Raw genomic sequence first — 25402 nt, forward strand, 5'->3', positions numbered from 1 at the left:
GTCGGAGTGCCGACGCGTGATGGCGCCGGCCGGGATCACCCCGACCGGCGCGGTGTCAGTCGAGCGGGCGAGGCCGCCCGCCGTCCCCTGTCACTGCTGTCACTTGGTGGCGCTGCCTGCCTCGCCCTCGTCACGACGCTGCTGGTCCCGGTACTCCCGCTGTGCGGTGTCCAGGCTCGACAGGTCGTCGGGGACGTCGACGTGAGCGTCGCCGGAGGTGATCGTACCGGTCTCGGCGGAGTCGGTTGTGACGTCGGTCTCGTCGGTCGCGAGGGCGGCCTCGTCGGCCGGCGTGTCGATGCGCTTGGCGATGGCCGCGCGCAGCCAGCGGGTCTGCGATCCGGGGGTCGACTCGATGGTGACGGTGTCGTTCGCCTCGTCGACCTCCACGACCGTGCCGAACAGGCCCGAACCGGTCATGACCTCCTGGCCCGGCTCGAGCTGCGACCGGAACTCGGCCTGCTGCTTCTGCTGCTTGCGCGTCCGCTGGCTCATGAAGAACATGAGGCCGGCGAGGACCACGAAGAGGATGATGAGTTCCACGGAGCGTCCTTGTCTGTCGCTGTCCGGCGGTCGTTGACGACGGCCGGGGTCGGGCACGCCGGTCGGCGCACCGCGCACAGGCGATGCCTGTCGGCGAACCTGTGCGTACGGGCCCCAACGAGCACGGCACCCGTCGAGTTCCGCACTCGGGCCGTCGACGGCCCGAGGTGATCCCAGTCTACTGGGGTGTGCCCGCGTCGCCGTCGGCCCCGTCGAAAAGGGTCCCGCCGAGCGGCGCGCCCCACGCCCCGGGCGGCGGTTCCAGGCCCAGGTGCTCCCACGCCGCCTGCGTCGCGACGCGGCCGCGCGGCGTGCGGCCCAGCAGGCCTTCGCGGACGAGGTACGGCTCGGCGACGGTCTCGACCGTGTCCGGCTCCTCCCCCACGGTCATCGCCAGGGTGCTCAGACCCACCGGCCCGCCACCGAACCGTCGGCACACCGCCGCCAGCACGGCCCGGTCCAGGCGGTCGAGCCCGATCGGGTCGACCTCGTAGACCTCCAGCGCGGCGCGTGCGGCCTTCAGGTCGAGCCGGCCGTCCCCGCGCACCTGCGCCCAGTCGCGCACGCGGCGCAGCAGGCGGTTCGCGATGCGCGGGGTGCCCCGGGAGCGCCCGGCGATCTCGTGGGCTGCGGCGTGCTGGATGTCCACGCCCATCAGGCCGGCCGAGCGCGTGATGACCCGCTCCAGCTCGGCGGCGTCGTAGAAGTCGAGGTGCCCGGTGAAGCCGAAGCGGTCGCGCAGCGGCGCGGGCAGCAGCCCGGACCGCGTCGTCGCCCCCACCACCGTGAACGGCGGCAGCGCCAGCGGGATCGCGCTGGCGCCGGCACCCTTGCCGACCACGACGTCGACCCGGAAGTCCTCCATCGCCACGTACAGCAGCTCCTCCGCCGGCCGGGCCAGGCGGTGGATCTCGTCGATGAACAGCACCTCGCCCTCCTCGAGGGAAGACAGGACGGCCGCCAGGTCGCCCGCGTGCTGGATCGCCGGGCCGCTGGTGACGCGCAGCGACGTGCCGAGCTCCGCGGCGATGATCATCGCGAGCGTCGTCTTGCCGAGCCCCGGAGGCCCGGACAGCAGCACGTGGTCGGGGGACGCGTCGCGGGCGAGCGCCGCCTGCAGCACCAGCGAGAGCTGGTCGCGCACCACGCGCTGGCCCACGAACTCGTCGAGCTTCTTGGGCCGCAGCGCCGCCTCGGCCGCGCGCTCGACGTCGTCGGCGGACGACGTCACGAGCCGCTCGCCGCCGTATTCCGGCTCCACCGGCTCAGCCACGGCGGCCGCCGAGCGATCGCAGGGCCGCCCGCAACGTCGCTGCCACGTCGATCGCCCCGTCGCCGTCGCTCCGGTCCGCGAGCACCTGCTCGACCGTGTCCTGCGCGACCTTCGTCGCCCAGCCCAGTCCCACGAGCGCCTCGACCACCTGGTCGCGCGCGGGGTCGCCGCCGTGCGTGGGCGCGACGTCGGGCACGGCGTCGTCGGCGCCCGCGACCCCGGGGGCGCCCAGCTTCCCGCTGAGCTCGAGCACCAGGCGCTGCGCGCTCTTGGGGCCGACGCCGGGGATGCGGCGCAGCGCGGCGAGGTCCTCGGCCGCGACGGCGCGGCGCAGCGCGTCGGGGGTCAGCACGGCGAGCATGGCCAAGGCGATACGGGGGCCGACGCCCGAGACCGACTGCGCGGTCTCGAAGACCTCCCGCTCGTCGGCCTCCGCGAACCCGAACACCGTCATCGAGTCCTCGCGGACGACGAGCGTGGTGTGCAGCTGCGCCCGCTCCCCCACCCGCAGCCCCGCGAGGGTGCCGGGGGTCGCGTGGACGAGGTAGCCGACCCCGCCGACGTCGAGCACGGCCCGCTCCAGCGTCACATGCGTGACCGTGCCGGTCAGAGAGGCGATCACCGTCGTCCTTTCGTCGGGCGGGCCTTCGGTCGAACACCCGTACGAGGCGTCACTGTAACAACCGGCGCCGACGCCGCCGGGCGCGACACGAGCGCCGGCTCGCGATCGCCGTCGACGTCGCCCGTCCGGTCAGCGAGAGGTCCGGGACGGCGCTCCGCGGTGCTTGCCCCGACGTGCGCTCTGCTCCGCCGCCGCCCATGCCCGCTGTGCGGGGGTGAGCTCGTGGCGCTCGCCACCCTGCAGGGCGCCCGCCGGGCGCCACAGGTGCGTCACCGCCAGGGCGAGCGCGTCCGCGGCGTCGGCGGGCCGCGGCAGGTCGTCGAGACCGAGGATCCGGGCGATCATGCGCTGCACCTGCTCCTTGCCCGCCCGGCCGGAGCCCGTCACGGCGGCCTTCACCTCGCTGGGCGTGTGCATGGCGACGGGGATCCCGCGCCGCGCGGCCGCGACCATCGCCAGCCCGGCCACCTGGGCCGTGCCCATGACGGTGCCCAGGTTGTGCTGGGCGAAGACCCGCTCGACGGCCACGACGTCGGGGACGTGGCGGTCCAGCCACTCGTCGAGCCCGGAGGCGACGTGCAGGAGCCGCAGGTCGATGCTCGTGGCAGGGTCGCTGCCGACCACGCCCACGTCGACCAGTCGCGCGCGCCGGCCGGGCAACGAGTCCACGACCCCGACACCGCACCGGGTCAGCCCCGGGTCCACCCCCAGCACGCGCACGTCGTCACCCTCTCACGCCGTGGGCCGATGACGTCCGAGGCGCACGGTCACTCCTCGTCGAGCGCCGCCATGACCTCGTCGGAGGCGTCGAAGTTCGCGTAGACGTTCTGCACGTCGTCGCTGTCCTCGAGCGCGTCGATGAGGCGCAGGATCTTGCGCGCGCCCTCGACGTCGACCTCGACCTCCATGGACGGGTGCCAGATGGAGTCGGCCGAGTCGTACTCGATGCCCGCCTCCTGGATGGCGGTGCGCACCGCGACGAGGTCGGTGGCCTCGCAGAGGACCTCGATGGCGTCGCCCTCGTCGCTGACGTCCTCGGCGCCGGCGTCGAGCGCCGCGAGCATGACGTCGTCCTCGGTCACGCCGTCGGCCTTGGGCACGACGACGAGGCCCTTGCGGGAGAACAGGTACGACACGGAACCCGGGTCGGCCAGGTTGCCGCCGTTGCGGCTGAACGCGAGGCGGACCTCGGAGGCGGCCCGGTTCTTGTTGTCCGTGAGGCACTCGACGAGGACCGCGATGCCGTTCGCGCCGTAGCCCTCGTACATGATCGTCTGGTAGTCGACGGCGTCGGCGCCCTCGCCGGAGCCGCGCTTGAGCGCGCGGTCGATGTTGTCGTTCGGGACCGACGACTTCTTCGCCTTCTGGACGGCGTCGAACAGCGTGGGGTTGCCCGCCAGGTCACCGCCCCCGGTGCGCGCGGCGACCTCGATGTTCTTGATCAGCTTCGCGAAGAGCTTGCCGCGCTTGGCGTCGATCGCGGCCTTCTTGTGCTTGGTCGTGGCCCACTTGGAGTGACCTGACATGCGCTTCCTAACTCCTTCGCGATGCTTGGACGATCCGGACGAACAACCCGTGCAGTCGCGCGTCCCCCGTGATCTCCGGGTGGAACGCGGTGGCGAGCAGCCGTCCCTGACGTGCTGCGACGATCTTACCGGCGGCCGGCCCCACCGCGGATCCGTCCGCCCAGCGGTCGGGGATCCGGGAGAGCACCTCGACGCCCGGGCCCGCCTCCTCCACCCACGGGGCGCGGATGAACGCGGTGCGCACCGGGCGCCCGCCTGGGACGTCGGAGACCCCCGCCACCTGCAGGTCCGCCTCGAAGGAGTCCACCTGGCGGCCGAACGCGTTGCGACGCACGACGACGTCCATGCCGCCGAGCGTGCGCTGGTCGGCCGTGCCGCCCTCGATGCGGTCGGCGAGCAGGATCATGCCCGCGCACGAGCCGAACACGGGCAGCCCTTCGCCGATGAGGCCCCGCAGCGGGTCGGCCAGCTCGAAGAGCCGCAGCAGCTTGTCGATCGTCGTCGACTCCCCGCCGGGCAGGACGAGCCCGTCCACCGCGTCGAGCTCGGCGGGGCGGCGCACCGCCACGGCACGCGCCCCTGCCTGCTCGAGGGCCGCGGCATGCTCGCGCACGTCGCCCTGCAGGGCGAGGACGCCGATCGTCGTGGTCACCGGGGCAGTGTAGGGCCCCGGGTCTGCCCGCCCGGCGGCCGCTCAGCTGCACGTGCCGATCAGGCCCAGGGCGATGCTGTAGGTGCGGGGGTCCGACGGCACCGACGTCCAGACGACGCCGCCCGTGAAGACCCGCTCGGCGCGCACCCGTGCCGAGGCGTTCGCCGCGACGCCGGTCACCTGGTAGGTCGTGGTGCCCGCCGGGACCTGCACCGTGGCGGGTGTGGCTGCAGGGCCGAAGGTGAACTGGTACCGGCTCGCGCTGGGCACCGCCGTCCAGTTGAAGGTGACGGACACCAGACCGAGCGCGCCGCACGAGAGAGCGGGGGCGGGGACGGTCCCCGCGCTCACCGCACCGCTCACGACGGTGCCCGTGTCGGTCCACGCCGTGCCCCCGAGCGACGCCGCGAGCGCCACGGACACGCCGCCCGCCTGCCCCTGCACCGTCGACGGTGCCGACGCGGAGAGCGCGACCGTCACGCACAGCGCGGCCGTCCCGCCCGCGGGGATGGTCGTGGAGGTGCCGTTGCCCGCGCCGCACCCGGTCCCGGTGTCGGCGGCGCCGAACGACGCGCTGGTGGTGAACGACGTGCCCAGGCTCCCGGTCCGCGTCGGAGTGACGGTCACCGTCGTCGGCCGCGAGCCGCCGTTGCGCACCGTGATGATCTCGGAGTCCCCGGACCCCGGCACGGCCCCGGTGAGCCCCAGTGCGGGCGCCGTGACGCTGCCGCCGCGACCGACGAGCTCGTTGCCGAGGCCGACGACCTGGACGTCGACCGTGCCGGCCCGGACGGCTGCGGTCGGGGCCGTCGCCGTGGCCTCGCCCTGCCACCAGGCCCACGCGACCCCGCCGCCCGCGAGCACGCCGACGAGCGCCACCACCGCCAGGACCGCGACCCGGCGCATCCGCGCAGGGCGCCGGCCGGACCGTTCAGCCACGGCGTCCCTCCCTCGCCGCGACCGCCCACCGCAGCAGCGCGCCCAGCAGGACCGCGCCGGCCGCGACCAGGAGCGGCACCGCCGGGGACCCGCCGGTGCGCGGGAGGACGGCGGCGCGCGCGCCGTCGCCCGGCGCCGGCTCGTCGCGCGGGCGCTCGCCCGCTGCCGGCTGTTCGCCCACGAGGGTCACCACGACGTCGAGGGGCACGGTCGCGCCCTGGGTGTCGTCGCCCGCCGACGCGGCGAGGGTCACCTCGAGCGCCACCGGGAGCACCTCGGACTCGGCGAGCCGTACGGGCACCGGCCGCCCGGCGGCCGTCCACGGGTCGCCGCCGGGTCGCACCCGGACGCGCAGGGCGCGGGCGAGCGCCCCGGCGGCGTCGCCCGCCCCCGCCCCCAGGGCCACGGCCACCTGGCCGCTGGCCGTGCCGCGCCTGTCGTTGCGCACCAGCAGCACCGAGCTCCGCGTCTCCCCCGGCACCCACGGCGAGGCCTCGAACAGCGCCACCTCCAGGTCGTCCGACCACCTGCGGCCGTCCACGCTGAGCGCGACGCCCCCGTCGGGGTCCCCTCCCGCGGACGGGACGGCACCGGCTGCGGCCGGGGCCACCGGGAGGAGGAACGCGCCCGAGGCCACGACCGCGGCCAGGGTCCGCGCGGACGTCGCCCCGCGCCCGCGATGACGGGGCCGCGGCGGGGACGGGACTGCGCGCGCCGCGCTCACCGCACCGGCTCCCGGTCCGAGGTGGGCACCGTGGGACTCGTCGCGCCGGGCGGCGACTCCTGCTCAGGCCACCAGGTCTCCAGGCCCGGCGACGGCTCCTCTCCCTTCCGGGAGCGCCGCTCCCGGACCTCCCCCGCGACGAGCCACCCGGCGTACCCGAGCAGGAGGACGGCCGCGGCGGTCGTGATCGCCTGCCGCAGCTGCGGCGACCCCAGGCCCATGACGCGTCCGAGCTGCGGCACGGCGTACCAGAGCACGCCCCGCACCTGCACGGCGCGCACCGGCCGGGGGTCGGCGACCTCGTTGGCGTCGCCCCGCGTCACCAGGGTGCGCTCGCCGTCGGCCGTCGTGCCGAGCCCGACGACGCGATGGGTCACGACCGTCGGGTCGCCGGAGCGCAGCTGGTAGGTGACCACGTCTCCGGTCGCGATCTCGTCGGGGGCGACGGGGCGCACGACGACGAGCGTCCCGACGGCCAGCGCCGGGCTCATCGAGCCCGTGGCCACCCCGTACGGGACGCCGCCACCCAGGCGCGGGACCACGACGACGAGCAGCAGCGCGCCGCCGGCGACCAGCAGGACGAGCCCGGCGAGCACCCGCCCGAGGACGCGCCGCGCGCTGCGGACCGGCCGCGTGGGTGCCGGGTCCACGGCGGGCTCAGGGCGTGGGGACGACGTGCGCCTGCGTGACCTGCACCGTCACGTCGTCGAGCGCGGCCGTCAGCCCCTGGGTGTCGTTCGTCGCGGCCGTGTCGAAGGCGGCCTCGAGGTTCACGACGAGCGAGTCCGTCTCGCCGACCGGGACGGGATCGGTGAGCGGGAGCGTCAGCGTCTCATCCCCCAGGGTCGCCGAGGTCAGGCTCAGGTCGAGAGCGCCGGTGAGGGCGTTCTCCGCGGTCCACGTCGGAGAGGAGACCGTGATCTCGCCGAGCGCGAGGTGGTCGCCGGTGCCCCCGATCGCCAGGGAGCAGGTGGTCGTGACCGTGTCGCCCGGCACGATGCCGTCCGTCACGGCGCCGCCTCCGTCGAGGGTCCACTCCCCGCACGCGCCGTCGCTCATCGTCAGTGTCCCCGCGGTGACGTCCGGCCCGGTGGCCGTCCCCTGCGCGGTCCAGTAGGCGATCGTCTGGGCCCCGCCGACCAGCAGGACGGCGGCACCTCCCACAGCGATCGCGGCCTTCGTCAGTCGGTTCACGTCCATGCCCCCCCGGGTCTGTCGCGCGCCCGCACGCCGATGTGCGTGACGCGTCTCACGCCGACGGTAACCAACGGATGCCCTGGGCGCGCGTCGTGCGCGCAGGGTCAGCGGGCAGGGTCAGCGGGCAGGGTCAGCGGGCAGGGTCAGCGGGCAGGGTCAGCGGGCAGCGGTGCCCAGCTCCTCAGGGTCGGAGGGCTCGTCGTCGTGCTGGGTGCCGAGGTGGCGCACGGTGCCGTCCCACCCGCGGACGAGGGCGTCGACGACGTCCGGCAGGACGGTCGGGAACACCTCGCGCGTCTCGGCCCGCAGCTCTGCGACGGTCAGCCAGCGCATCTCGTCGAGCACGTCCCGCTCCTCAGGGGTCCACCCGGCGTCCGTCGGCTCGTGGCCGCCGTCCACGCGGGCGAGGAAGAAGACCTCCTGCTGCCGGCACGTCTCCGCGAAGAAGTGGAAGAACGCGTCGCGGGTCAGGACGGGGCCCACGAGGTCGTCGGGCGCGAGCACGAGTCCCGCCTCCTCGCGCAGCTCGCGCAGCGCGGCGTCGACCTCGCTCTCGCCGGCGTCGATGCCGCCGCCGACGGTGAACCACCACGACCGCTCGGGCTGGTCGGCGTCGTGCCCGCGCACCAGGAGCACCCGGTCCGCGTCGTCGAGCACGATGACGCGCGCGGCGCGCCGTTGGCGCAGCCCGTCCGGCCCTACCGCCCAGTCGTCCCCGAGGGCGGGGGTCACCAGCCCCGCTCCGCCAGGCGCACGGGCGCCGGCTCGGCCTCGACGACGATGCCGTGGTTCACGGCTGACGGGGAACGTGCATCCATGGTGCCCATGGTAGCCACGGGACCAAGGGAGCCCCGCTCTCACCGGCGAGGCTTCACTCGCTTGGTCGGGAGGGCGGTGAGTGGATCCTCCGGCCACGGATGGCGAGGGTAGCGGGCTCGCAGGTCGGCTCGGACCCGGGGATAGCCCTGCCTCCAGAAGGAGGCGAGATCGCTCGTGATCGCGACCGGACGTCGTGCGGGCGACAGCAGGTGCAGGACGACCGGGACACGACCGTCCGCGACGGCCGGAGTCACGGTCCAGCCGAAGACCTCCTGCAGCTTCACTGCAAGGACCGGCGGCTCGACACCGTCGTACGCGAGTCGGACCTCGGAGCCCGACGGGACCTGGAGCCGTTCCGGTGCCAGTTCACCGAACCGGGCTGCCGTGGGCCAAGGCAGGAGTCGCCGGAGCGCCGATGCCACGTCGATGCGGGCAAGATCGCGCGAGCCTCGCACCGAGGCGAGCTCGGTACCCAGCCATCCGTCGAGATCGGCCAGCAGCGCCTCGTCGTCGACCGCAGGCCACGGGGCCCCGAGGTGGGCGTGACAGAACGCGAGCCGCTCCCGCAGGGCGAGTGCTGCCTCTGGCCAGCGCAGCACGGACAGTCCGCTGCGCCGGACACCGTCGCGGACGGCCGCTTGGAGGAGCAGCCGGTCGGGGTTCGCCAGCGGGACGTCGCCCAGCACTATCGCGCCGAGCGCCTCGACACGCCGCGTCACGATCCGGCCGTCGTCCCAGCGGATCTGGTCGGTGGTCGACACGAGGTCGCCTGCGATGTCTCGCGCGGTCCGCTCATCGATCGGCGCCGCGGCACGGATCCTGGCGTCGGCGCGACCGGGAGCCCGGTCAGCGACCGCGATCGCCAGCCAGGTCGTGTTCCGCAACGGCGAGTGCAGATCCAGCGCGGCACCCGTACCACCCGACATCTGGTACGTCGCCGAGTCGGTCCCCCGGGCCCGCGCGATCCGATCCGGGTACGCCAGCCCCGCCACGATCCCCACCGCGAGATCGTCCGGTACTCCGTGCGCCCCACGCCCACCCGACGGGCCGCCGGTCGTCGTTCCTCGGCCGAGGCGCTTCGTCTCTTCTCGCCAGCGGGCCGTCGCGCCGCGGTCCTCACCACGGCGGAGGGCCCGCAGGCGGGCCGGCAGATCATCGCCGACGTTGCGGCCCACGTCGTCCGAGAGCATCGCGACGATCTCGCGTGCCCGGTCGGCGCCGACCCGCGGGGCCCCGTCCAGCAGCGCACGCGCCAGGCGAGGATGCGCCCCGATCGCCCTCATCCGCCGGCCCCGCTCGGTGATCCGGCCGCCGTCGTCCAGGGCATCGATGCGGCGCAGCAGCTCGGTGGCCGCGGTCATCGCCGGCGCCGGCGGCGCCTCGAGCAACGTCAGACCGGCACCAGCAGGGGCACCCCACGCCGCGAGGTCGAGGGCGAAGGCTGCCAGGTCGGCGATCGCGATCTCCGGCGCCGCATGATCGTCGAGACGCGCGTGGTCGGTGACGGACCAGCACCGATAGACCCGGCCGGGCGCCTCCCGCCCGGCGCGACCTGCTCGTTGGTCGGCCGACGATCTCGAGACCCGGCAGGTGACCAACGTCCCGAGACCACGGGACTGATCGGTCCGCGGCTCCCGGGCAAGACCCGCGTCGACCACGACCCTGACCCCGGGCACGGTCAGCGAGCTCTCCGCCACCGACGTCGTCACCACGATCCGACGCACGGCGGACGGCGCCAACGCGCGCTCCTGTTCGGCCCTCGACTGGCGACCGAACAACGGCAGGACATTCTGACCGGCCAACCGGCGAGTCATGCCGTTGATCTCGGCCTCCCCCGGGACGAACACGAGGATGTCGCCGTCGTTCTCCGTCAGTGCGCGCCGGACGACGGTCGCGACATGATCCAGCAGGCGCGGGTCGACGCGACCACCGGGAAGCAGCGGCGTGGGCAACGGTGGTGGAGCCCACTCGGTCGCCACGTCGAACAGCGCGGCGGACGCCGTGATCACGGGTGCGGGTACGTCCGCGCCGAGTGCGCGGCTCAGCCTGGCCGTGTCCGCCGTGGCCGAGGTCGCGACGATGGCCAGGTCGTCCCGAAGATTCGCCCGGATGTCGACGCAGAGCGCGAGCAGCAGGTCGGCATCCAGGTGCCGCTCGTGGCACTCGTCGATCACGATCGCCGTGACACCTGGCAGCTCCGGGTCCTGCTGCAGCCGTCGCACGAGGAGCCCTGTCGTCACCACCTCGACGCGGAGTCCCTTGCCGCCGGTGCGCTCACCTCGCATCGCGTAGCCGATCCGCTGTCCGAGCGGCTCGCCTGCCAGCATCGCCAGCCGGGTCGCAGCCGCGCGGGTAGCCATCCGTCGCGGCTCGGCGACGATGATCGTGCCCCCGAGCGCGTCGCCCAGAGCAAGCGGCAACAAGGAGGTCTTCCCTGACCCTGGCGGCGCGACCAGCACCGCGGCGCCGCGGGACCGCACCGCATCGACGGTGGCAGGCAGGACCGCCCGGACAGGCAGATCCGCACCTGGCACCGACGGTTCAGGCAGCAGCACGCCTCGCCTTCGGTCTACCAGCCGCGCTCGGCCAACCGCACAGGCGCCGGCTCGGCCTCGACGTTGATGCCGACCATGGCCTCGCCCAGACCGCGGGAGACCTTGGCGACGACGTCGGGGTCGTCGTGGAACGTGGTGGCCTGCACGATCGCCTTGGCACGCGCGACGGGGTCGCCCGACTTGAAGATGCCGGAACCCACGAACACGCCCTCGGCGCCCAGCTGCATCATCATCGCCGCGTCCGCCGGGGTGGCGATCCCGCCCGCGGTGAACAGCACGACAGGCAGCTTCCCGGCTCGCGCCACCTCGGCGACCAGCTCGTACGGGGCCTGCAGCTCCTTGGCGGCGACGAACAGCTCGTCCTCCGGGAGCGACGTCAGCCGGCGGATCTGGCCGCGGATCTGGCGCATGTGCGTGGTCGCGTTCGAGACGTCGCCGGTGCCGGCCTCGCCCTTCGAGCGGATCATCGCGGCGCCCTCGGTGATGCGGCGCAGCGCCTCACCGAGGTTGGTCGCCCCGCACACGAACGGCACGGTGAACTGCCACTTGTCGATGTGGTTGGCGTAGTCGGCGGGGGTCAGCACCTCCGACTCGTCGATGTAGTCGACGCCCAGGGACTGCAGCACCTGCGCCTCGACGAAGTGCCCGATGCGCGCCTTCGCCATCACGGGGATCGAGACGGCGTCGATGATGCCGTCGATCATGTCGGGGTCGCTCATGCGGGCGACGCCGCCCTGCGAGCGGATGTCGGCCGGCACCCGTTCCAGGGCCATGACGGCGACGGCGCCGGCGTCCTCGGCGATCTTCGCCTGCTCGGGCGTGACGACGTCCATGATGACGCCGCCCTTGAGCATCTCGGCCATGCCGCGCTTGACGCGGGCCGTGCCCACCTCACCCGCGGTGATCTGGCCGTTGCCGGTGGTCTCGCTCAATGCAACCTCGCTCGTGTCGCGGCCGGAGGCGTGACCGCTGTCACGCCACTTCCCATCCTACGGTCGGTGTTCACGACCCGGTGAGCCCTGCCGGCATCTGGTCGTCCAGCTCGACCGTGCGCGGCAGCGCCGCGTGCCCGGACAGGCGCAGCAGGCGCACGTACCAGGTGCGCCGGGCCCGGCGGGCCTGCGCCACGGCCTCGTTGTGGAACCGGCGCGCGAGCTGCGCCCGGTACCAGGCCGCGCCGAGCTGGCCGACGAGGTCGGCCCCTGCGGACGTCGCGCGCAGCTCACGCAGCGCCTCGTCGTCGCCGAGCGCGGAGCGCAGCGTCGCGGACAGGTCGCTCTCCGCGCGCTCACGGTCCTGGCCCATGCCGACGAGCGCGAGCTCCGCGCCCGGGGTCACCGGGGGCCCGACGTCCTCCACGACGGCGAACGCAGCGTCGGCGACCAGCACCGCCCCGGCCGGGTCGAGCAGGCCCGAGGACGCCAGGTCGATGGACGCGCCGGCGCGCCGCGCGAGCTGGGCCTGCAGGGCGATGCGCGACGCGACGACCTTGCGGTGCAGGCGGTCGAGGCGCGACGCCGAGATCCAGGCGAGCCAGACCACGACCGCCGCGACGACGAGGACGACGAGCGCGAGCTCCGACCAGGTCATGCGCCCTCACCCCCCGCGGCGCGCCGGGTGCGCAACCAGCCGACGGCGCTCTCCGTCCGCGACGGGGCGACCGGGGAGCCCAGCGCCTCCCCCGCGGCGACGGCCATCTCGTACACCGCCAGGACCTGCGCGGTCACTGCCGACCAGTCGAACCGGCGCACGAACGCGGTGGCCCGCTCGCGCCGCTCCCGGGTGCCCGCGGGGTCGTCGAGGGCCGCGAGGACCGCGCGGGCCAGGTCGTCGGGCTCACCGGTCCGGAACAGACGCCCCGCGCCCCCCTCGTCGAGCACCCGGCGGAACGCGCCCAGGTCGCTGGCCACCACGCCCGCGCCGGCGCTCATCGCCTCGACGAGCACGATGCCGAAGCTCTCGCCGCCCGTCTGCGGCGCCACGTACAGGTCCGCCGACGCGAGCAGCGACGCCTTGTCCTCGTCGCTCACGCCGCCGAGGAACTCGAACGACCCGGCGTGCGGGCCGAGCGCCTCGAGAGCCGCGTCCCGGCCGTCGTCGCCCTTGCCCGCCACGAGGAAGCGCGCGCCGGGGAGGCGCTCCAGCACCCGCGGGGCGGCGGAGGCCAGGACCTCCAGCCCCTTGCGGGGCTCGTCGAGGCGGCCGAGGAACGCGATCGTGGGCGCCTCGGGCGTGCCGCGCCACCGGTCGTCCGGCTCGGCCGCGGCGAAGGTGTCCACGTACACGCCGTTGGGGATGACGACGGCGTCGCCGCCCATGTGGTCGACCAGCGTGCGGCGCGCGTCCTCGGAGACCGCGATCCGCGCCGCGATCTTCTCCAGCGACTGGCGCAGCAGGGGGTACGCGACCTGCAGCGCACGCGACCGCTCCTGGGACGTGTGGAACGTGGCCACGACGGGCCCCTCGGCCAGCCACAGGGCGAGCATCGACAGGCTGGGCACCATCGGCTCGTGCACGTGCACGACGTCGAACCGGCCCGCCTCGATCCACCGCCGCACCCTGGAGGCGGCCCGCGGGCCGAACGTCAGCCGCGCCACCGAGCCGTTGTAACGCACGGGGATCGCCCGGCCCGCCGCCGTGACGACCTCCGGGACCGGCGTGTCGTCGTCGGCCGGGGCGAGCACGGACACCTCGTGCCCCGCGCGCTGCAGCGCCTGCGCGAGGTCGCGGATGTGGAACTGCACGCCGCCGGGGGCGTCGAACGAATAGGGGCACACGATCCCGACGCGCAGGGGGCGCGACGGCGCGGCCACGGGCGCCGCGCTCATCCCTCGCCCGCCTCGGCGTTGGTGCGGGCGTACCGCTCGGCATCGAGGTCGTCGACGAAGACGCGCTGCAGCATGTGCCAGTCCTCGGTGGACTCCTGCAGCGTGCGCGCGACGGCGTCCACCCAGCCCTGGGTCATGCGCGCGACGCGCTCCTTGCGGTGCAGGCCCGAGTCGTCGGGCACCGGGACCGCCGGGTAGAACCGGATCACGATGCCCCACGGCGTCCCCGCGGCGCGCCGGCGCTCGCCGGTCAGACGCTCGTACGCGATGCCGGCCGGGATCAGCGGCACCTTGGCGACCAGCGCCAGCGCCGCCGGGCCGGCGGCCGCGCGCGCCCGGTGGCCGCACAGGTCCACCTCGACGCCGGACGACGTGAGGTCGCGGTCCGCGAGCAGCGGGATGATGCAGCCGCCCCTCGTGGCGCCGCGCACCAGGTTGCGGAAGACGTCGGCGTCGCCGAGCGGCAGCACGTCGATGCCGATGGAGCGCCGGAACTCGACGAACTCGACGAACAGCTGCTCCGGCTTCAGCCGCTCGGCCACGGTGAGCACCGGAGCGATGTGCGGGGTCGCGTACGCGCCCGCCAGGTCCCAGTTGCCCAGGTGGGCGAGGGCGAGCGAGACCCCCTGCCCGTCGGCGACCGGGCCCGCCACGTGCTCGTAGCCGTCGACGCGCACCCGCGCGGCGACCTGCTCGGGCGTCGCGCCCTGCAGGGTGAACGCCTCCCGGAAGTACCGCATGTACGAGCGCATGCCGGCGCGTGTCAGCCGGCGCAGCTCGGGGCCGTCCAGGTCGGGCCGCACCCGCGCGTAGTTCGCCTCGAGCCGGCGCACCCCCTCGGTGCGCCGCAGCCAGGTGACGTCCGCGACGGCGGTGAACGCCGCACGCAGCACCGGCTCCGGGATCTTCGGCGCGTGGCGCCACGCGAACGTGTACAGGCGGGCGACGTCGATCCGCATCAGGCCTCCGTGTCGGTGCTGTCAGGACGGGGCGGGACGGCCCCCGCCGGTGCGAGCTGCCTTCGCACCGTCGCGACCCGCTGCACCACCGTGACGAGGCTCGCGACGGCGAGCAACGTGAGCATGACCTCGGCGACGACCATCGGCACCCCGACCTGGGTGACCACGACCGCGAGGAGGGCGACCAGCAGCCGGTCGCTGCGCTCGGCGATCCCGACCGCCGCGCTGGCCCCGACGCTCTCCGCCCGCGCCCGTGCGTAGGGCACGACGGAGCCGAGCACGAGGCAGGCCAGCGACGCCACCACGCCCCACGTGGCGTACGGGAGGTCGGGGTGCAGCACGAACCACAGGGTGATGCCCGCGAACACCGCACCGTCCGACACCCGGTCCAGGGTCGAGTCGAGGAACGCCCCCCAGGGCCCCGAACGCCCCGACAGGCGCGCCATGACGCCGTCGAGCGAGTCGGTGAGGACGAACAGGCCGATGAGGAGTCCGCCGAGGAGCACGTGGCCGGTGGGCAGCAGTGTGAGCGCCAGGACGGACACCACCACGGTCCCGGCGATCGTCACCGCGTCCGGCGACACGCCCCAGCCCAGGAGCAGCCGCGCCAGCGGGGTGAACAGGCGCTGCATCGCCGCGCGGAGCCCGCCGAGCATCAGCGGCCTCCCTCGGACGTGGCCCCGCCCGACGGCCACGCCGCGGCGAGGCGGGCGCGCGTGTCGGACAGCAGCTCCGGCAGCGCCTTGGTCTGGCCGACGACGGGCAGGAAGTTCGCGTCACCGAGCCAGCGCGGCACCACGTGCTGGTGCAGGTGCGCGGCGATGCCGGCGCCCGCGACCTCACCCTGGTTCATGCCGATGTTGTAGCCCGCCGGGGCGTAGACCGCGCCGAGAGTGCGCACCGCGGTCTGGGTCATGGCGGCCAGCTCGACCGTCTCGGGCTCCGTGAGCTCCACGTAACCCGACACGTGCCGGTACGGCAGCACCATGAGGTGCCCGGAGTTGTACGGGTACAGGTTCAGCACCACGTAGCACTCCTCCCCGCGGGCGACGACGAGGCCCTCCTCGTCGTCGCCGGCGGGGATGCGGCAGAACGGGCACTGCGCCACCGACCCGTCGGCCGGCTTGTCCTGCCCGCCGATGTAGACCATGCGGTGCGGCGTCCACAAGCGCTGCAGCCCGTCCTCGGGCGGGCCGAACTCGCCCGCGCCCGCCGTCGTCGGGCCGTGCTCCGCGTCGTTCCCCGACATGCCCGCCCGCTCAGACCTGGGCGCGGTCGCGCACCGCGGCGACGATGCGCTCGATCGCGTCGGCGACGGGCACCCCGTTCTCCTGGGTGCCGTCGCGGAACCGGAACGACACGGCCCCCGCCTCGACGTCGTCCCCGCCCGCGATGAGGACGAACGGCACCTTCTCCTTGGACGCGTTGCGGATCTTCTTGCCGAACCGGTCGTCGGACAGGTCGGTCTCGGCGCGGATCCCGCGCGCCGCGAGCTGGGCCACGACGTCCTTGAGGTAGTCGTCGAAGGCCTCGGCGACGGGGACAGCGAGCACCTGGACGGGTGCGAGCCAGGCCGGGAACAGCCCCGCGTAGTGCTCGATCAGCACGCCCATGAACCGTTCGATCGAGCCGAACTTGGCCGAGTGGATCATCACCGGCTGCTGCTTGGTGCCGTCGGCCGCGGTGTACTCCAGGCCGAACCCCTGGGGCTGGTTGAAGTCGTACTGGACCGTGCCCATCTGCCAGGTGCGGCCGATCGCGTCCTTGGTCTGGACCGAGATCTTGGGGCCGTAGAACGCGGCGCCGCCCGGGTCGGCGACCAGCTCGAGGCCGGAGGAGACCGCGACCTCCTCGAGCACCGCGGTGGCCTTGGCCCAGTCCTCGTCGGTGCCGACGAACTTGTCCGTCTTCTTGTCGTCCCGCGTCGACAGCTCCAGGTAGAAGTCGTCGAGCCCGAAGTCGCGCAGCACCGACAGCATGAAGTCCAGCAGGTGCTTGACCTCCGCGGGGGCCTGCTCCGGCGTGACGTAGGAGTGGGAGTCGTCCTGGGTCAGGCCGCGCACGCGCGTCAGCCCCTGGACCACGCCGGACTTCTCGTACCGGTACACCGAACCGAACTCGAAGAGGCGGATGGGCAGCTCGCGGTAGGAGCGCCCCCGGCTGGAGAAGATCAGGTTGTGCATCGGGCAGTTCATCGCCTTGAGGCGATAGCGCCCGTGGTCCCCGACGTCCTCGAGGTCGAGCGCCGGGAACATCGTGTCGCCGTAGTACGGCAGGTGACCCGACGTGTAGAACAGCTCTTCCTTGGTGATGTGCGGCGTGCCGACGTAGGAGAAGCCCTCCTCGATGTGGCGCTGGCGGACGTAGTCCTCCATCACCCGCTTGATCACCCCGCCCTTGGGGTGGAACAGCGGCAGGCCCGAGCCGACCTCGTCGTGGAACGAGAACAGGTCCATCTCGGCGCCGATGCGACGGTGGTCGCGGCGCTCGGCCTCGGCCAGGCGCTCGAGATACGCCTTGAGCTCGTCCTTGCTGGGCCACGCGGTGCCGTAGACCCGCTGCAGCATCGGGTTCTTCTCGCTGCCGCGCCAGTACGCCGCGGCGTTGCGCATCAGCTGCACACCGTTGCCGATCAGCTTCGTGCTGGGCAGGTGCGGCCCGCGGCACAGGTCCTTCCAGACCACGGTCTCGCTCTCGCGGCCGGCACCCCGGACGTTGTCGTAGATGGTCAGCTCGCCGGCGCCCACCTCGACCGAGCTGCCGTCGTCGTCCGACGAGCCGCCCTTGAGGCCGATGAGCTCCAGCTTGTACGGCTCGTCGGCCAGCTCCGCGCGGGCCTCGTCCTCCGTCACGACGCGGCGCCGGAAGGTCTGCCCCTCCCGGATGATCCGCGCCATCGCCTTGTCGAGGGACTTGAGGTCCTCGGGGGTGAACGGCGTGGCGACGTCGAAGTCGTAGTAGAAGCCGTCGGTCACGGGCGGGCCGATGCCGAGCTTTGCGTCCGGGTTCACCTGCTGCACGGCCTGGGCCAGGACGTGCGCCGCGCTGTGGCGCAGCACGGCGAGGCCGTCGGGCGAGCCGATCGTCACGGGCTCGACGACGGTACCGGGCGCCAGGTCGCGCGAGAGGTCGAGCAGCTCGCCCGCGACGCGCATCACGACGACGTCCTTGCGGTCGGCGAACAGCTCCGTGCCCGTCGTCGGCGTCTGCACCGTCACCGTGTCCTGGTCGGCGTCGTCGGGGTTCGGTGGCATCGGCGAGGCGACGTCGGACACGTGCTGCTCCTTGCGGGTCGTGAGCGCTGCGGTCGAGCAGGGGCAGCGCCTGGGCGGGACCGCCCGGGGCAGGCGCTCCGGGCACGGTCGTGGGGCGCCACCCTGGGGTGACGCCCCACGATCGTACTCATCCGTCGGGCCCGGGCCCGCGCCACGCGCCGCCGGGCGGACGCGGGCGACCCGGTCAGGCGCCGGGGCCGCCGCCGGGCCGGGCGGCGGGACCGTCGTCGTTGCGCTTCTTGGCCTCCGCGGCCGCCTTGTCGACGTAGCCGTCCACGTTGTCCGGCGTCGCCTTCTTGACCTGCTCCGCGGCCTTGTCGATGTTCTCGTCGGTGGCGAGCTCCTTGGCCTTCTCCTTGGCCTTGTCGAACAGTCCGCCCAGACCTGAGCTCTCGCTCATGCTGTTCCCCCTCCGGTGCCGGCCGGCCCTGTGCCGACCGACCGTCGTCCAGACCACCACGGCCACCACGCACGCGCGACCGGGAGGCACCGGCCGGCTGCCGGACCGTCGCCCCGAGAACTCTTGTGAAGGACTTCACAAGGATCGACGGCGCAGGTCAGGCGGTGTGGTCTTACCATAGAGACGGCGCCGGACCCGGAGCCACCAGCACCCGGCCGCACACCACGCGACCCGGACCCGGAGGGGACCATGACCACCACCCGCACCACGCAGCGACCGGTTCGCATCGTCGGACTCGTCGCGCTGATCGCCGGCATCCTGATGATCGGTGCCGGAGCCGCCACCTGGGCCACCGTGGGCTCCCAGCTCGCCGCCCAGGACATCGCCGTCTCCGAGGACGCCGCGTTCCTCGGCGGGGCGACGGTGGACGGGCCCCTCACCGCCTACGCCCAGGCACAGGTCATCGACAAGCACGCGCTCGAGGCCACCGGCGGCCAGACGTACGCCCAGCTCGAGCAGGACGACCCGCTGCGGGCCACCGCGATGAACGCCTCGTTCCTGCGGGCGTCGCTGTTCACGTCTGTCGTCGCGTACGGCGTGAGCGCTCTCGTCATGGGCCTCGGCGTCCTGTTCGGCCTCATGGGCTGGTCGCTGCGCCGCCTCGCCGTCGAGCCCGCCGTCGCCACCACCACGGTCCCGGCCACCACCGCGACCCCGGCACGCGGCCGGCTCAACCCGGCGGTCTGACACCGCCTCGCCCACGGCCCGCCCTCCCGGCACCCAGGGACGGCGGGCCGTCGTGCGCCGCGGGACGGCCTGCGCGCCCGGCGCCCGGGCATGAGCCACCATGGACACGTGCCCGCCGCCCCGCCGCCCGACTCCCCCGACTACCCGGCCGCCGCACGGACCGCGCCGAGCATGACGGCGCTCGACGCCCACCTGGTCGGGTGCCGCGCGTGCCCGCGCCTCGTCGCCTGGCGCGAGGACGTCGCCCGCGAGCGCCGCGCCGCGTTCCGCGACGAGGACTACTGGGGGCGTCCGGTCCCGGGGTTCGGGGACCCCGCCGCCCGCGTCGTCGTGGTGGGCCTCGCCCCGGCCGCGCACGGCGCGAACCGCACGGGGCGGATGTTCACCGGCGACCGCAGCGGCGACTTCCTGTTCGCCGCCATGCACCGCACGGGATTCGCCAACCAGCCGACGTCGGTCGCGGCCGACGACGGCCTGGAGCTGCGCGGGATCCGCGTGACCGCACCCGTGCGCTGCGCCCCGCCGGCCAACAAGCCCACGCCCGAGGAACGCCGTCGGTGCGCGCCCTACCTGGCGCGCGAGCTGGAGCTCGTCGGCTCCGGCGTCCGCGTGGCCGTCGCCCTCGGCGGCATCGGCTGGCAGGCGCTCCTCACGACGCTCGCCGAGCAGGGCTGGGAGGTGCCGCGCCCGCGTCCGGCGTTCGCGCACGGGGCGGAGGTGACCCTCGCGCGGTCGGGCCCCGGCGACGACGGCGTCACGGAGGCCGCCGGCGCCGCCGCCGCGCCCACCCTCACGGTGCTCGGCTGCTTCCACGTGTCGCAGCAGAACACCTTCACCGGCCGCCTCACGCCCCCCATGCTCGACGCGGTCCTGCTGCGCGCCCGTGAGCTCGCCCGCGGCTGAGCGCGATCTCCCGGCGGCAGGAAATGACGGGTGCCGTGTGGGTGGGCCCGGATACTGTCGCCCGATGACCGTGACCCTCCTCACCGGACCGCCTGGCGCAGGGAAGACGACCGTGGCCGTGCTGCTCGCCGCGGACGCCGAGCGGCCCACCGTGACCCTCACCACCGACACGTTCTACCGGTCGATCAGCACCGGTTTCGTGCCGCCCTACCTCGCCGGGTCGCAACGGCAGAACGAGGTCGTCGCCGACGCGATCGTCGCGGCGACGACCGCGTACGCCCGCGGCGGCTACGACGTCGTGCTCGACGGGGTCGTCGGGCCGTGGTTCCTGCCCCGGTTCCGCGCCGCCGCGGCGCGCGAGGACTGGGACCTCGCGTACGTCGTCCTGCGCCCGGGCCTCGACGCGACGCTCGCCCGCGCCACGGGCCGGGCCGATGCCGAGCTGCGCGACCCCGCGGCCGTGCGCAGCATGCACGCCGCGTTCGCCGACCTCGGCGAGCTGGAGCCGCACGCCCGCGACACCACCGACGAGGAGCCCGCCGCCACGGCGACCGCGGTCCGCGCCGCTCTCGACGACGGCGCGTTCCGGCTCCCCACGCCCGCTCCGGAGGCCGAGGAGGACCGGCGCGTCGACCCGCCGCTGCGTGCCGACGAGCTCACCACGCTGCGCGCGTTCCTCGACTTCCACCGTGACACGCTGCGATGGAAGACGGCCGGGCTGACGGCCGAGCAGCTGAACGCCGTGCACCCGCCGAGCAGCCTGACGCTCGGCGGCCTGCTCAAGCACCTCGCCCTGGTCGAGACGGACTGGTTCGCGGTGAAGCTGGACGGCGACACCGCCATGGCGCCGTTCGACACGGCGGACTGGGACGCCGACCGCGACTGGGAGTTCCACTCCGCGGCCGACGACTCCCCGGAGGAACTGCGGGCGCTGCTCGACGCCGCCGTCGCCGACTCCGACCGCCGCGTCGACGCGGCCGTGGCCGCGGGCGAGGGCCTGGACCGGCTCAGCCGCACGGAGTCGAACCGCCCAGGCGAGGGGGCCTTCAGCCTGCGGTGGATCCTGGTGCACATGATCGAGGAGTACGCGCGGCACAACGGGCAGGTCGACCTGATCCGCGAGGCCATCGACGGCGCGACCGGCGAGTGACCGCCGTCCGGTCAACCGGCCGGCACGTGGTCGGCGTCCCGCCGGGGAGCCAGCACGTAGTGCTCCACGACGTAGCCGACCGAGGCAGCCAGCAGCACGATCGGCGCCATCGCGGGCGCTGACGGCCCGATCAGGAGCACCACGAGCACGGCCGCGGAGATCGGGAACGGCAGGGTGGCCGCGGTCGCGGCGGCCATGCCCGCCGCGAGCGCCGGCACCGCCCCGAACCCCGGGAGCCCCCCGACGAGGACCCCGGCCGCCGCCCCGAGGAGCACCGCCGGGAAGATCGGGCCACCGCGCAGGGAACCGAGCGAGATCCCGTAGCCCAGCCCCTTGAGGAGCAGCAGGGCGGCGAGCGCGCCGAGGCCCCAGGCCTCGGGGTCGGCGGCCAACGTGCCGAGGAGCGCCTGCCCGGAGAGCGCGACGTCCTCCGGGGAGCGCCCGGTCAGGAGGGCGTACGCCGACGCGCAGACCCCCACGGCGAGCGCGCCGACCACGGCCGTCCAGAAGGGCCGGGTCGCCGCCTGACGGGCCACGGCGAAGCCCAGCCCGTGCACGAGCCGCATGCCGACCGCGACCAGCACCGCCAGCGGGACCGTCCACACGATGTCGAGCACGTCGAGACGAGCGGGGACGTCGAGGTCGGGAAGGGTCAGGGAGGAGATCTCCAACCCGGTCCAGCTGCCGACCCCGGTGAAGACGAGCGCACCGATGCCCGACGACAGCACGCTCGGCAGCACGGCGCGTACGAGCGCCTGTCCTGCGACGCCGGACACGGCGGTCGCCTCGACGACGAACACCGCACCCACGACGGGGCTGCCGAAGATCGCGGAGACCGCGGCCGCCGCACCGGCCAGGGCGAGCACGTGGCGGGCCGGGTCGCCGAGCGAGGCGCCCCATGGCCGCACCAGGATCAGCGCGACGGCCGAACCGAGCATGAGCAGCGGCCCCTCCGGGCCCAGGACCACGCCGAGCGGCAGGCCGGCCAGCGCCGCGAGCAGGACGCCGGGCACGTACGACGCCGGGACGGGGCCCATGCTCAACCCCTTGACGGGGACGTGCCCGCCGTGGCCCGGCAGCGACCGGACCGCGAGCCCGACCACCACGCCGGCGACGGCGAGCCACGGGAGCGGCCACCACCACGGCACGTCCGAGAACCCCCACGCCTGCGGCAGCTCCTCCCACACCGCGTGCGTGAGCCCGTGCAGGAGCGCGAGGAAGGCGAACGCCACCACCGAGACGACGACGCCGAGGACCGCCGACGTACCGAGGAGCGCGACGTACGGACGCCACGTCGGGGTCTGCGCTACCTCCTGCGGTGCTGCTCCTGCCACGGCATCTCCTCGTCGCGCGCTCGATGGGTGCGTACGCCCGCTCGCGCCGCGGGGCGGGCCCGGACATCCGTGTGTGCCCGCACCCGCCCCGCGCGCGGAATGCTCAGCCGAGCAGCTTGGCCTTGGCGGCCGCGAACTCGGCGTCGGACAGGACGCCGGCCGCCTTCAGGTCACCGAGCTGCTTGAGCTGCGAGATGAGGTCGTCCTCGGCGGGAGCTGCCGTCACCTGCGCCTGCTGCTGGGCCTGCAGCTGCGCCTGCTGCTGGGCGTACGCCTGCTGCTGCGCCAGCTGGGCCTGCTGCTCCTGCTGGGCGTTGTACTGGTCGGCGGCGTAGCGCTGCTCGTCGCGGGACGTGGCACGGCGGTTCATCGCCCGGCTCGTCGCGTTCGCGGTGCCGGTGATCACGGCCGTGCGTGCCATCGTGCCGATCAGGCCGGGTCGGCCCATCCGTCGCATGGGGGGCATCTCAGTTCTCCTCCTCGATCTCGGCCGCGAGGGCCTCGAGCGCTGCCGGCGGCACCTGGGTCCAGTCGAGCACCTGTCCGCCGGCGCCGCGCACCGCGCCGGTGAGGCCGCGCGCCCACACGTGCTCGAACACGATCATGCCGACGGCCGCGCCCGGCGCGAGCTCCGCCGAGATGTCGTCGACGTCCTCCGTCGCGAGCAGGCCCGCGGGCTCCCCGACGATGCGTGCCAGCTCGGCGTCGCCGCCCTCCGTGGCCTCGAGCCACTCGACGGAGCCGTCGTCGGCCTTGCGGATGAGCAGAGCGTCGAGCACGTCGATCGTGCCGGCATCGACGAGACGCCCGAGCTCGGCGACGATCTCGCCCTTGAAGTCGCTCCGGGGGAACTCGATGAGCACGAGCTCCACGGGTCCGGTGGGTCGCATGTCCTGCCTCTCAGTCGGCTTCCGGCGGGGTGCGGACGGTGCGCAGCTGCCGTCCTGAGCCCGTCCTGCGGCACACTCTGGCATCGCTCGGAGCGGTCCGCATGCGGGACGGCACATGTCGTCCTCCGGCCCCGCTCGGCAGGCGAAGTCGCAGGTCATCGGACACGATGTGCGGTGACCGGCACAGGCGTCCGGGCACGGGAGGGTGGCGCGATGACGCGAAGCGGCAGACGGGACGAGATCGGGCCGGCCACGGGAACGGTGAGCCGTCGGGTCGAGTTCGTGGCCACCGTGCTGCTCGCCCTCGCGACCGTCGTGACGGCGTGGTCGGCGTTCCAGAGCACCAAGTGGTCGGGCGTGCAGGCGAACAGCTACGCCGCCGCGGGCGCGGCCCGCGCCGAGTCGACGCGGGCCTCGACGGAGGCCGGCCAGCTGACGATCATGGACGTCACGGCGTTCGCGTCCTGGATCGACGCCGTGGCCGCCGAGACCCGGGCGGGCAAGGACTCGGGACTCGGCGACGACGGGTCGTACGAACCCGTGGACGGTACCGGGTCGGAGTTCCTGTACACACGGTTCCGGCCGGAGATGGTCCCCGCGTTCGACGCCTGGCTCGCGGCGGACCCGCTGCACGACGACTCGGCACCACGCACGCCGTTCCTCATGCCGCAGTACCGGCTCGAGGCGCAGGAGCGGGCCGACGCCGGCCTGGAACGCGCCGAGGACCTCTCGGCCACGGCACGGCAGGCCAACCAGACGGGCGACAACTACGTGCTGACGTCGATCCTGTTCGCGTCCGTCGCGCTGTTCGCGGCGCTGAGCACCAAGCTCGTGCATCGCACCGCCCGGCGCGGGCTGCTGGGCGTCGCCGTCGTGCTGTTCGTCGTCTCGACCGTGGTCGTGCTGACCTTCCCCAAGGAGCTGTAGCGCGCGGCGCCGGGCACGCCGCCGGGTCAGGCCGCCCCGCACGAGCGGCGGACGGTGAGACGGGGCAGCAGGGCCACGTGCCGCGGCGCGCCCAGCACCCCGGGCACCTCGCCGCCCTCGTCCCCGACGATCCGGCCCACGAGCATCCGCAGCGCCTCGCGGCCCAGCTCCCGGCGCGGCGGCGTCACCGTCGTCAGGGGCACGACGGCGAGCTCGGCGTTCTCGTCGTCGTACGCGACGACCGCGAGGTCCTCGGGCACCCGCAGACCCCGGTCGAGGGCGGCCTCGACGAGACGGGCGGCATGGTCGTCGGTGTGCACCAGCACGGCCCGCGTGCCCGTCTCGCGGCACCGGTCGAGGAACGCGGCGAGCTCTCGCCCCAGACCGGTCGGGTCGCCCTCACCCTTCGGCAGCGAGACGTCCGGTCCGGCCGCGACGCCCAGCCGGGCGACCGCCGTCGCGAACCCCTCCCGCACGTGCGGGGCGGTCGGGGTCCGGTCGTAGACCGCCAGCCCGACCCGCCGGTGCCCGAGGCCTGCGAGGTGCTCCACCGCGAGCACGGCTCCGTGCGCGTGGTCGGAGCGCACCTGGTCGAGCTCGCTCAGCGCGGTCAGGCCGTGCACGCGGCGCTCCACCACGACGACCGGCACGGGCACCGACCGCAGCCACGCCGCCAGCTCCTCGGGCGAGCGGTCCCTGGTCGTGGGCGCGACGACGATCCCCTGCGCGCCCAGCCCCACGAGGCGGTCCACCTGGGCCGCCTCCACGTCCGGCCGGTAGTGCGAGACCCCCAGCACGAGGCGCACGTGCAGGCTGGGGGCGAGCGCCTCCATGCCCCGCACCAGCGGCGGGAAGTGCACCGTGGAGCTCGGCACGACGACCCCGACCAGGACCCGGGCGGCCCGCGGCTCGCGGGCCGAGCGCAGCGCCACCGCGCCGCCGTGCACACGCGCCAGCCGGCCCGCGCGGTCCAGCTCCACGATGTCGCGGCGGATCGTCACCTCCGCCACCCCGAGCATCGCGGCGGCCTCCGCCGAGCGGACGCTCCCCCGCAGCTCGAGCTCGCGCAGCAGGTACTCGTGCCGGGCCGTGGGCAGGTGCATGCGTCCTCCGTCGTCGTCGACCGCTCGATGAGGCAG

At 74.4% G+C, this 25402-nt stretch carries 28 protein-coding genes; 4 read left to right on the forward strand and 24 right to left on the reverse strand.

Annotated elements, in window-relative coordinates; genetic code table 11:
* Positions 1 to 99 precede the first annotated feature (99 nt).
* The 20 genes from yajC to B5Y66_RS15000 all read right to left on the reverse strand — a co-directional run bounded on the left by yajC (position 100) and on the right by B5Y66_RS15000 (position 18312).
* On the reverse strand, positions 100 to 543 hold the full coding sequence (gene yajC / locus B5Y66_RS14905) for a preprotein translocase subunit YajC (protein ID WP_079575278.1): 444 nt from the start codon (positions 541 to 543) through the stop codon (positions 100 to 102).
* A gap of 178 nt (positions 544 to 721) precedes the next feature.
* On the reverse strand, positions 722 to 1816 hold the full coding sequence (ruvB, locus tag B5Y66_RS14910; RefSeq protein ID WP_079575279.1) for a Holliday junction branch migration DNA helicase RuvB: 1095 nt from the start codon (positions 1814 to 1816) through the stop codon (positions 722 to 724).
* Complete coding sequence (ruvA, locus tag B5Y66_RS14915) at positions 1809 to 2438, reverse strand: Holliday junction branch migration protein RuvA (protein WP_079575280.1); 630 nt, start codon at positions 2436 to 2438, stop codon at positions 1809 to 1811. The genes ruvB and ruvA overlap by 8 nt, the downstream gene beginning before the upstream one ends.
* Before the next feature lie 129 nt (positions 2439 to 2567).
* Entirely contained in the window at positions 2568 to 3158 is a 591-nt protein-coding gene (ruvC, locus tag B5Y66_RS14920; RefSeq protein ID WP_079575281.1) for a crossover junction endodeoxyribonuclease RuvC, read from the reverse strand.
* A gap of 47 nt (positions 3159 to 3205) precedes the next feature.
* Positions 3206 to 3964 carry a YebC/PmpR family DNA-binding transcriptional regulator gene (locus B5Y66_RS14925; RefSeq protein WP_079575282.1) on the reverse strand — a complete coding sequence of 253 codons (759 nt, stop codon included), beginning with the start codon at positions 3962 to 3964 and terminating at the stop codon, positions 3206 to 3208.
* A gap of 7 nt (positions 3965 to 3971) precedes the next feature.
* Positions 3972 to 4616 carry a pyridoxal 5'-phosphate synthase glutaminase subunit PdxT gene (gene pdxT, locus B5Y66_RS14930; RefSeq protein WP_079575283.1) on the reverse strand — a complete coding sequence of 215 codons (645 nt, stop codon included), beginning with the start codon at positions 4614 to 4616 and terminating at the stop codon, positions 3972 to 3974.
* 42 nt (positions 4617 to 4658) lie between these two features.
* The gene (locus tag B5Y66_RS14935; RefSeq protein WP_139820903.1) at positions 4659 to 5555 is read right to left on the reverse strand and encodes a hypothetical protein; all 897 of its coding nucleotides are present in this window, start codon (positions 5553 to 5555) and stop codon (positions 4659 to 4661) included.
* Positions 5548 to 6192: a hypothetical protein gene (locus B5Y66_RS14940; protein ID WP_079575285.1), complete on the reverse strand. Its 645-nt coding sequence runs from the start codon at positions 6190 to 6192 to the stop codon at positions 5548 to 5550. Before B5Y66_RS14940 ends, B5Y66_RS14935 begins: the two co-directional genes overlap by 8 nt.
* 83 nt (positions 6193 to 6275) lie before the next feature.
* Positions 6276 to 6929, reverse strand: coding sequence for a signal peptidase I (locus B5Y66_RS14945; protein ID WP_079575286.1), 654 nt, complete (start codon positions 6927 to 6929; stop codon positions 6276 to 6278).
* A gap of 7 nt (positions 6930 to 6936) precedes the next feature.
* Entirely contained in the window at positions 6937 to 7473 is a 537-nt protein-coding gene (locus B5Y66_RS14950) for an alternate-type signal peptide domain-containing protein (protein WP_176168881.1), read from the reverse strand.
* A 159-nt stretch (positions 7474 to 7632) separates the two neighbouring features.
* Positions 7633 to 8208: an NUDIX hydrolase gene (locus B5Y66_RS14955; RefSeq protein WP_245807140.1), complete on the reverse strand. Its 576-nt coding sequence runs from the start codon at positions 8206 to 8208 to the stop codon at positions 7633 to 7635.
* 125 nt (positions 8209 to 8333) lie between these two features.
* Positions 8334 to 10850, reverse strand: a complete 2517-nt coding sequence (gene hrpB, locus B5Y66_RS14960; RefSeq protein ID WP_217700813.1) for an ATP-dependent helicase HrpB — start codon at positions 10848 to 10850, stop codon at positions 8334 to 8336.
* Between the two features lie 14 nt (positions 10851 to 10864).
* Positions 10865 to 11782: a pyridoxal 5'-phosphate synthase lyase subunit PdxS gene (pdxS, locus tag B5Y66_RS14965; protein WP_079575288.1), complete on the reverse strand. Its 918-nt coding sequence runs from the start codon at positions 11780 to 11782 to the stop codon at positions 10865 to 10867.
* A gap of 70 nt (positions 11783 to 11852) precedes the next feature.
* A complete protein-coding gene (locus tag B5Y66_RS14970) occupies positions 11853 to 12440 on the reverse strand; it encodes a hypothetical protein (RefSeq protein WP_079575289.1) in 588 nt (195 codons plus the stop codon).
* Positions 12437 to 13678, reverse strand: coding sequence for a glycosyltransferase family 4 protein (locus tag B5Y66_RS14975; RefSeq protein ID WP_407656394.1), 1242 nt, complete (start codon positions 13676 to 13678; stop codon positions 12437 to 12439). Before B5Y66_RS14975 ends, B5Y66_RS14970 begins: the two co-directional genes overlap by 4 nt.
* Positions 13675 to 14637: a phosphatidylinositol mannoside acyltransferase gene (locus B5Y66_RS14980; RefSeq protein ID WP_079575290.1), complete on the reverse strand. Its 963-nt coding sequence runs from the start codon at positions 14635 to 14637 to the stop codon at positions 13675 to 13677. Before B5Y66_RS14980 ends, B5Y66_RS14975 begins: the two co-directional genes overlap by 4 nt.
* Positions 14637 to 15293 carry a phosphatidylinositol phosphate synthase gene (gene pgsA, locus B5Y66_RS14985; protein ID WP_079575291.1) on the reverse strand — a complete coding sequence of 219 codons (657 nt, stop codon included), beginning with the start codon at positions 15291 to 15293 and terminating at the stop codon, positions 14637 to 14639. The genes B5Y66_RS14980 and pgsA overlap by 1 nt, the downstream gene beginning before the upstream one ends.
* Positions 15293 to 15886, reverse strand: coding sequence for an HIT family protein (locus tag B5Y66_RS14990; RefSeq protein WP_079575292.1), 594 nt, complete (start codon positions 15884 to 15886; stop codon positions 15293 to 15295). The genes pgsA and B5Y66_RS14990 overlap by 1 nt, the downstream gene beginning before the upstream one ends.
* 10 nt (positions 15887 to 15896) lie before the next feature.
* Positions 15897 to 17891 carry a threonine--tRNA ligase gene (gene thrS / locus B5Y66_RS14995; protein WP_079575518.1) on the reverse strand — a complete coding sequence of 665 codons (1995 nt, stop codon included), beginning with the start codon at positions 17889 to 17891 and terminating at the stop codon, positions 15897 to 15899.
* Positions 17892 to 18096: 205 nt separating this feature from the next.
* Positions 18097 to 18312: a hypothetical protein gene (locus B5Y66_RS15000; protein WP_079575293.1), complete on the reverse strand. Its 216-nt coding sequence runs from the start codon at positions 18310 to 18312 to the stop codon at positions 18097 to 18099.
* 249 nt (positions 18313 to 18561) lie between these two features.
* Here B5Y66_RS15000 and B5Y66_RS15005 point away from each other — a divergent pair, with 249 nt between their 5' ends.
* From B5Y66_RS15005 to B5Y66_RS23235, 3 genes are all read left to right on the forward strand, one after another.
* Entirely contained in the window at positions 18562 to 19059 is a 498-nt protein-coding gene (locus tag B5Y66_RS15005; protein WP_079575294.1) for an aromatic ring-opening dioxygenase LigA, read from the forward strand.
* A gap of 90 nt (positions 19060 to 19149) precedes the next feature.
* Positions 19150 to 19962, forward strand: a complete 813-nt coding sequence (locus tag B5Y66_RS15010; protein ID WP_079575295.1) for a uracil-DNA glycosylase — start codon at positions 19150 to 19152, stop codon at positions 19960 to 19962.
* Between the two features lie 64 nt (positions 19963 to 20026).
* A complete protein-coding gene (locus tag B5Y66_RS23235; protein ID WP_322788703.1) occupies positions 20027 to 21112 on the forward strand; it encodes a DinB family protein in 1086 nt (361 codons plus the stop codon).
* 11 nt (positions 21113 to 21123) lie between these two features.
* Here B5Y66_RS23235 and B5Y66_RS15020 read toward each other — a convergent pair whose 3' ends face one another.
* The 3 genes from B5Y66_RS15020 to B5Y66_RS22575 form a co-directional block, all read right to left on the reverse strand.
* Positions 21124 to 22446: a chloride channel protein gene (locus B5Y66_RS15020; protein WP_079575296.1), complete on the reverse strand. Its 1323-nt coding sequence runs from the start codon at positions 22444 to 22446 to the stop codon at positions 21124 to 21126.
* 103 nt (positions 22447 to 22549) lie between these two features.
* Positions 22550 to 22912, reverse strand: a complete 363-nt coding sequence (locus B5Y66_RS15025) for an SHOCT domain-containing protein (protein WP_245807141.1) — start codon at positions 22910 to 22912, stop codon at positions 22550 to 22552.
* Position 22913: 1 nt separating this feature from the next.
* Positions 22914 to 23336: a DUF6325 family protein gene (locus B5Y66_RS22575; RefSeq protein ID WP_176168882.1), complete on the reverse strand. Its 423-nt coding sequence runs from the start codon at positions 23334 to 23336 to the stop codon at positions 22914 to 22916.
* Between the two features lie 213 nt (positions 23337 to 23549).
* Between B5Y66_RS22575 and B5Y66_RS15035 the strand changes: the two genes are divergently transcribed.
* Positions 23550 to 24263, forward strand: coding sequence for a hypothetical protein (locus B5Y66_RS15035; protein ID WP_139820904.1), 714 nt, complete (start codon positions 23550 to 23552; stop codon positions 24261 to 24263).
* A 26-nt stretch (positions 24264 to 24289) separates the two neighbouring features.
* Here B5Y66_RS15035 and B5Y66_RS15040 read toward each other — a convergent pair whose 3' ends face one another.
* Positions 24290 to 25366 (reverse strand): substrate-binding domain-containing protein, encoded by a 1077-nt coding sequence (locus tag B5Y66_RS15040; protein ID WP_079575299.1) that lies wholly within the window; start codon positions 25364 to 25366, stop codon positions 24290 to 24292.
* Between the last annotated feature and the right edge of the window lie 36 nt (positions 25367 to 25402).

The sequence above is a fragment of the Krasilnikoviella flava genome, from assembly GCF_900167525.1.
In the GTDB taxonomy this organism is placed as follows: Bacteria; Actinomycetota; Actinomycetes; order Actinomycetales; family Cellulomonadaceae; genus Isoptericola; species Isoptericola flavus.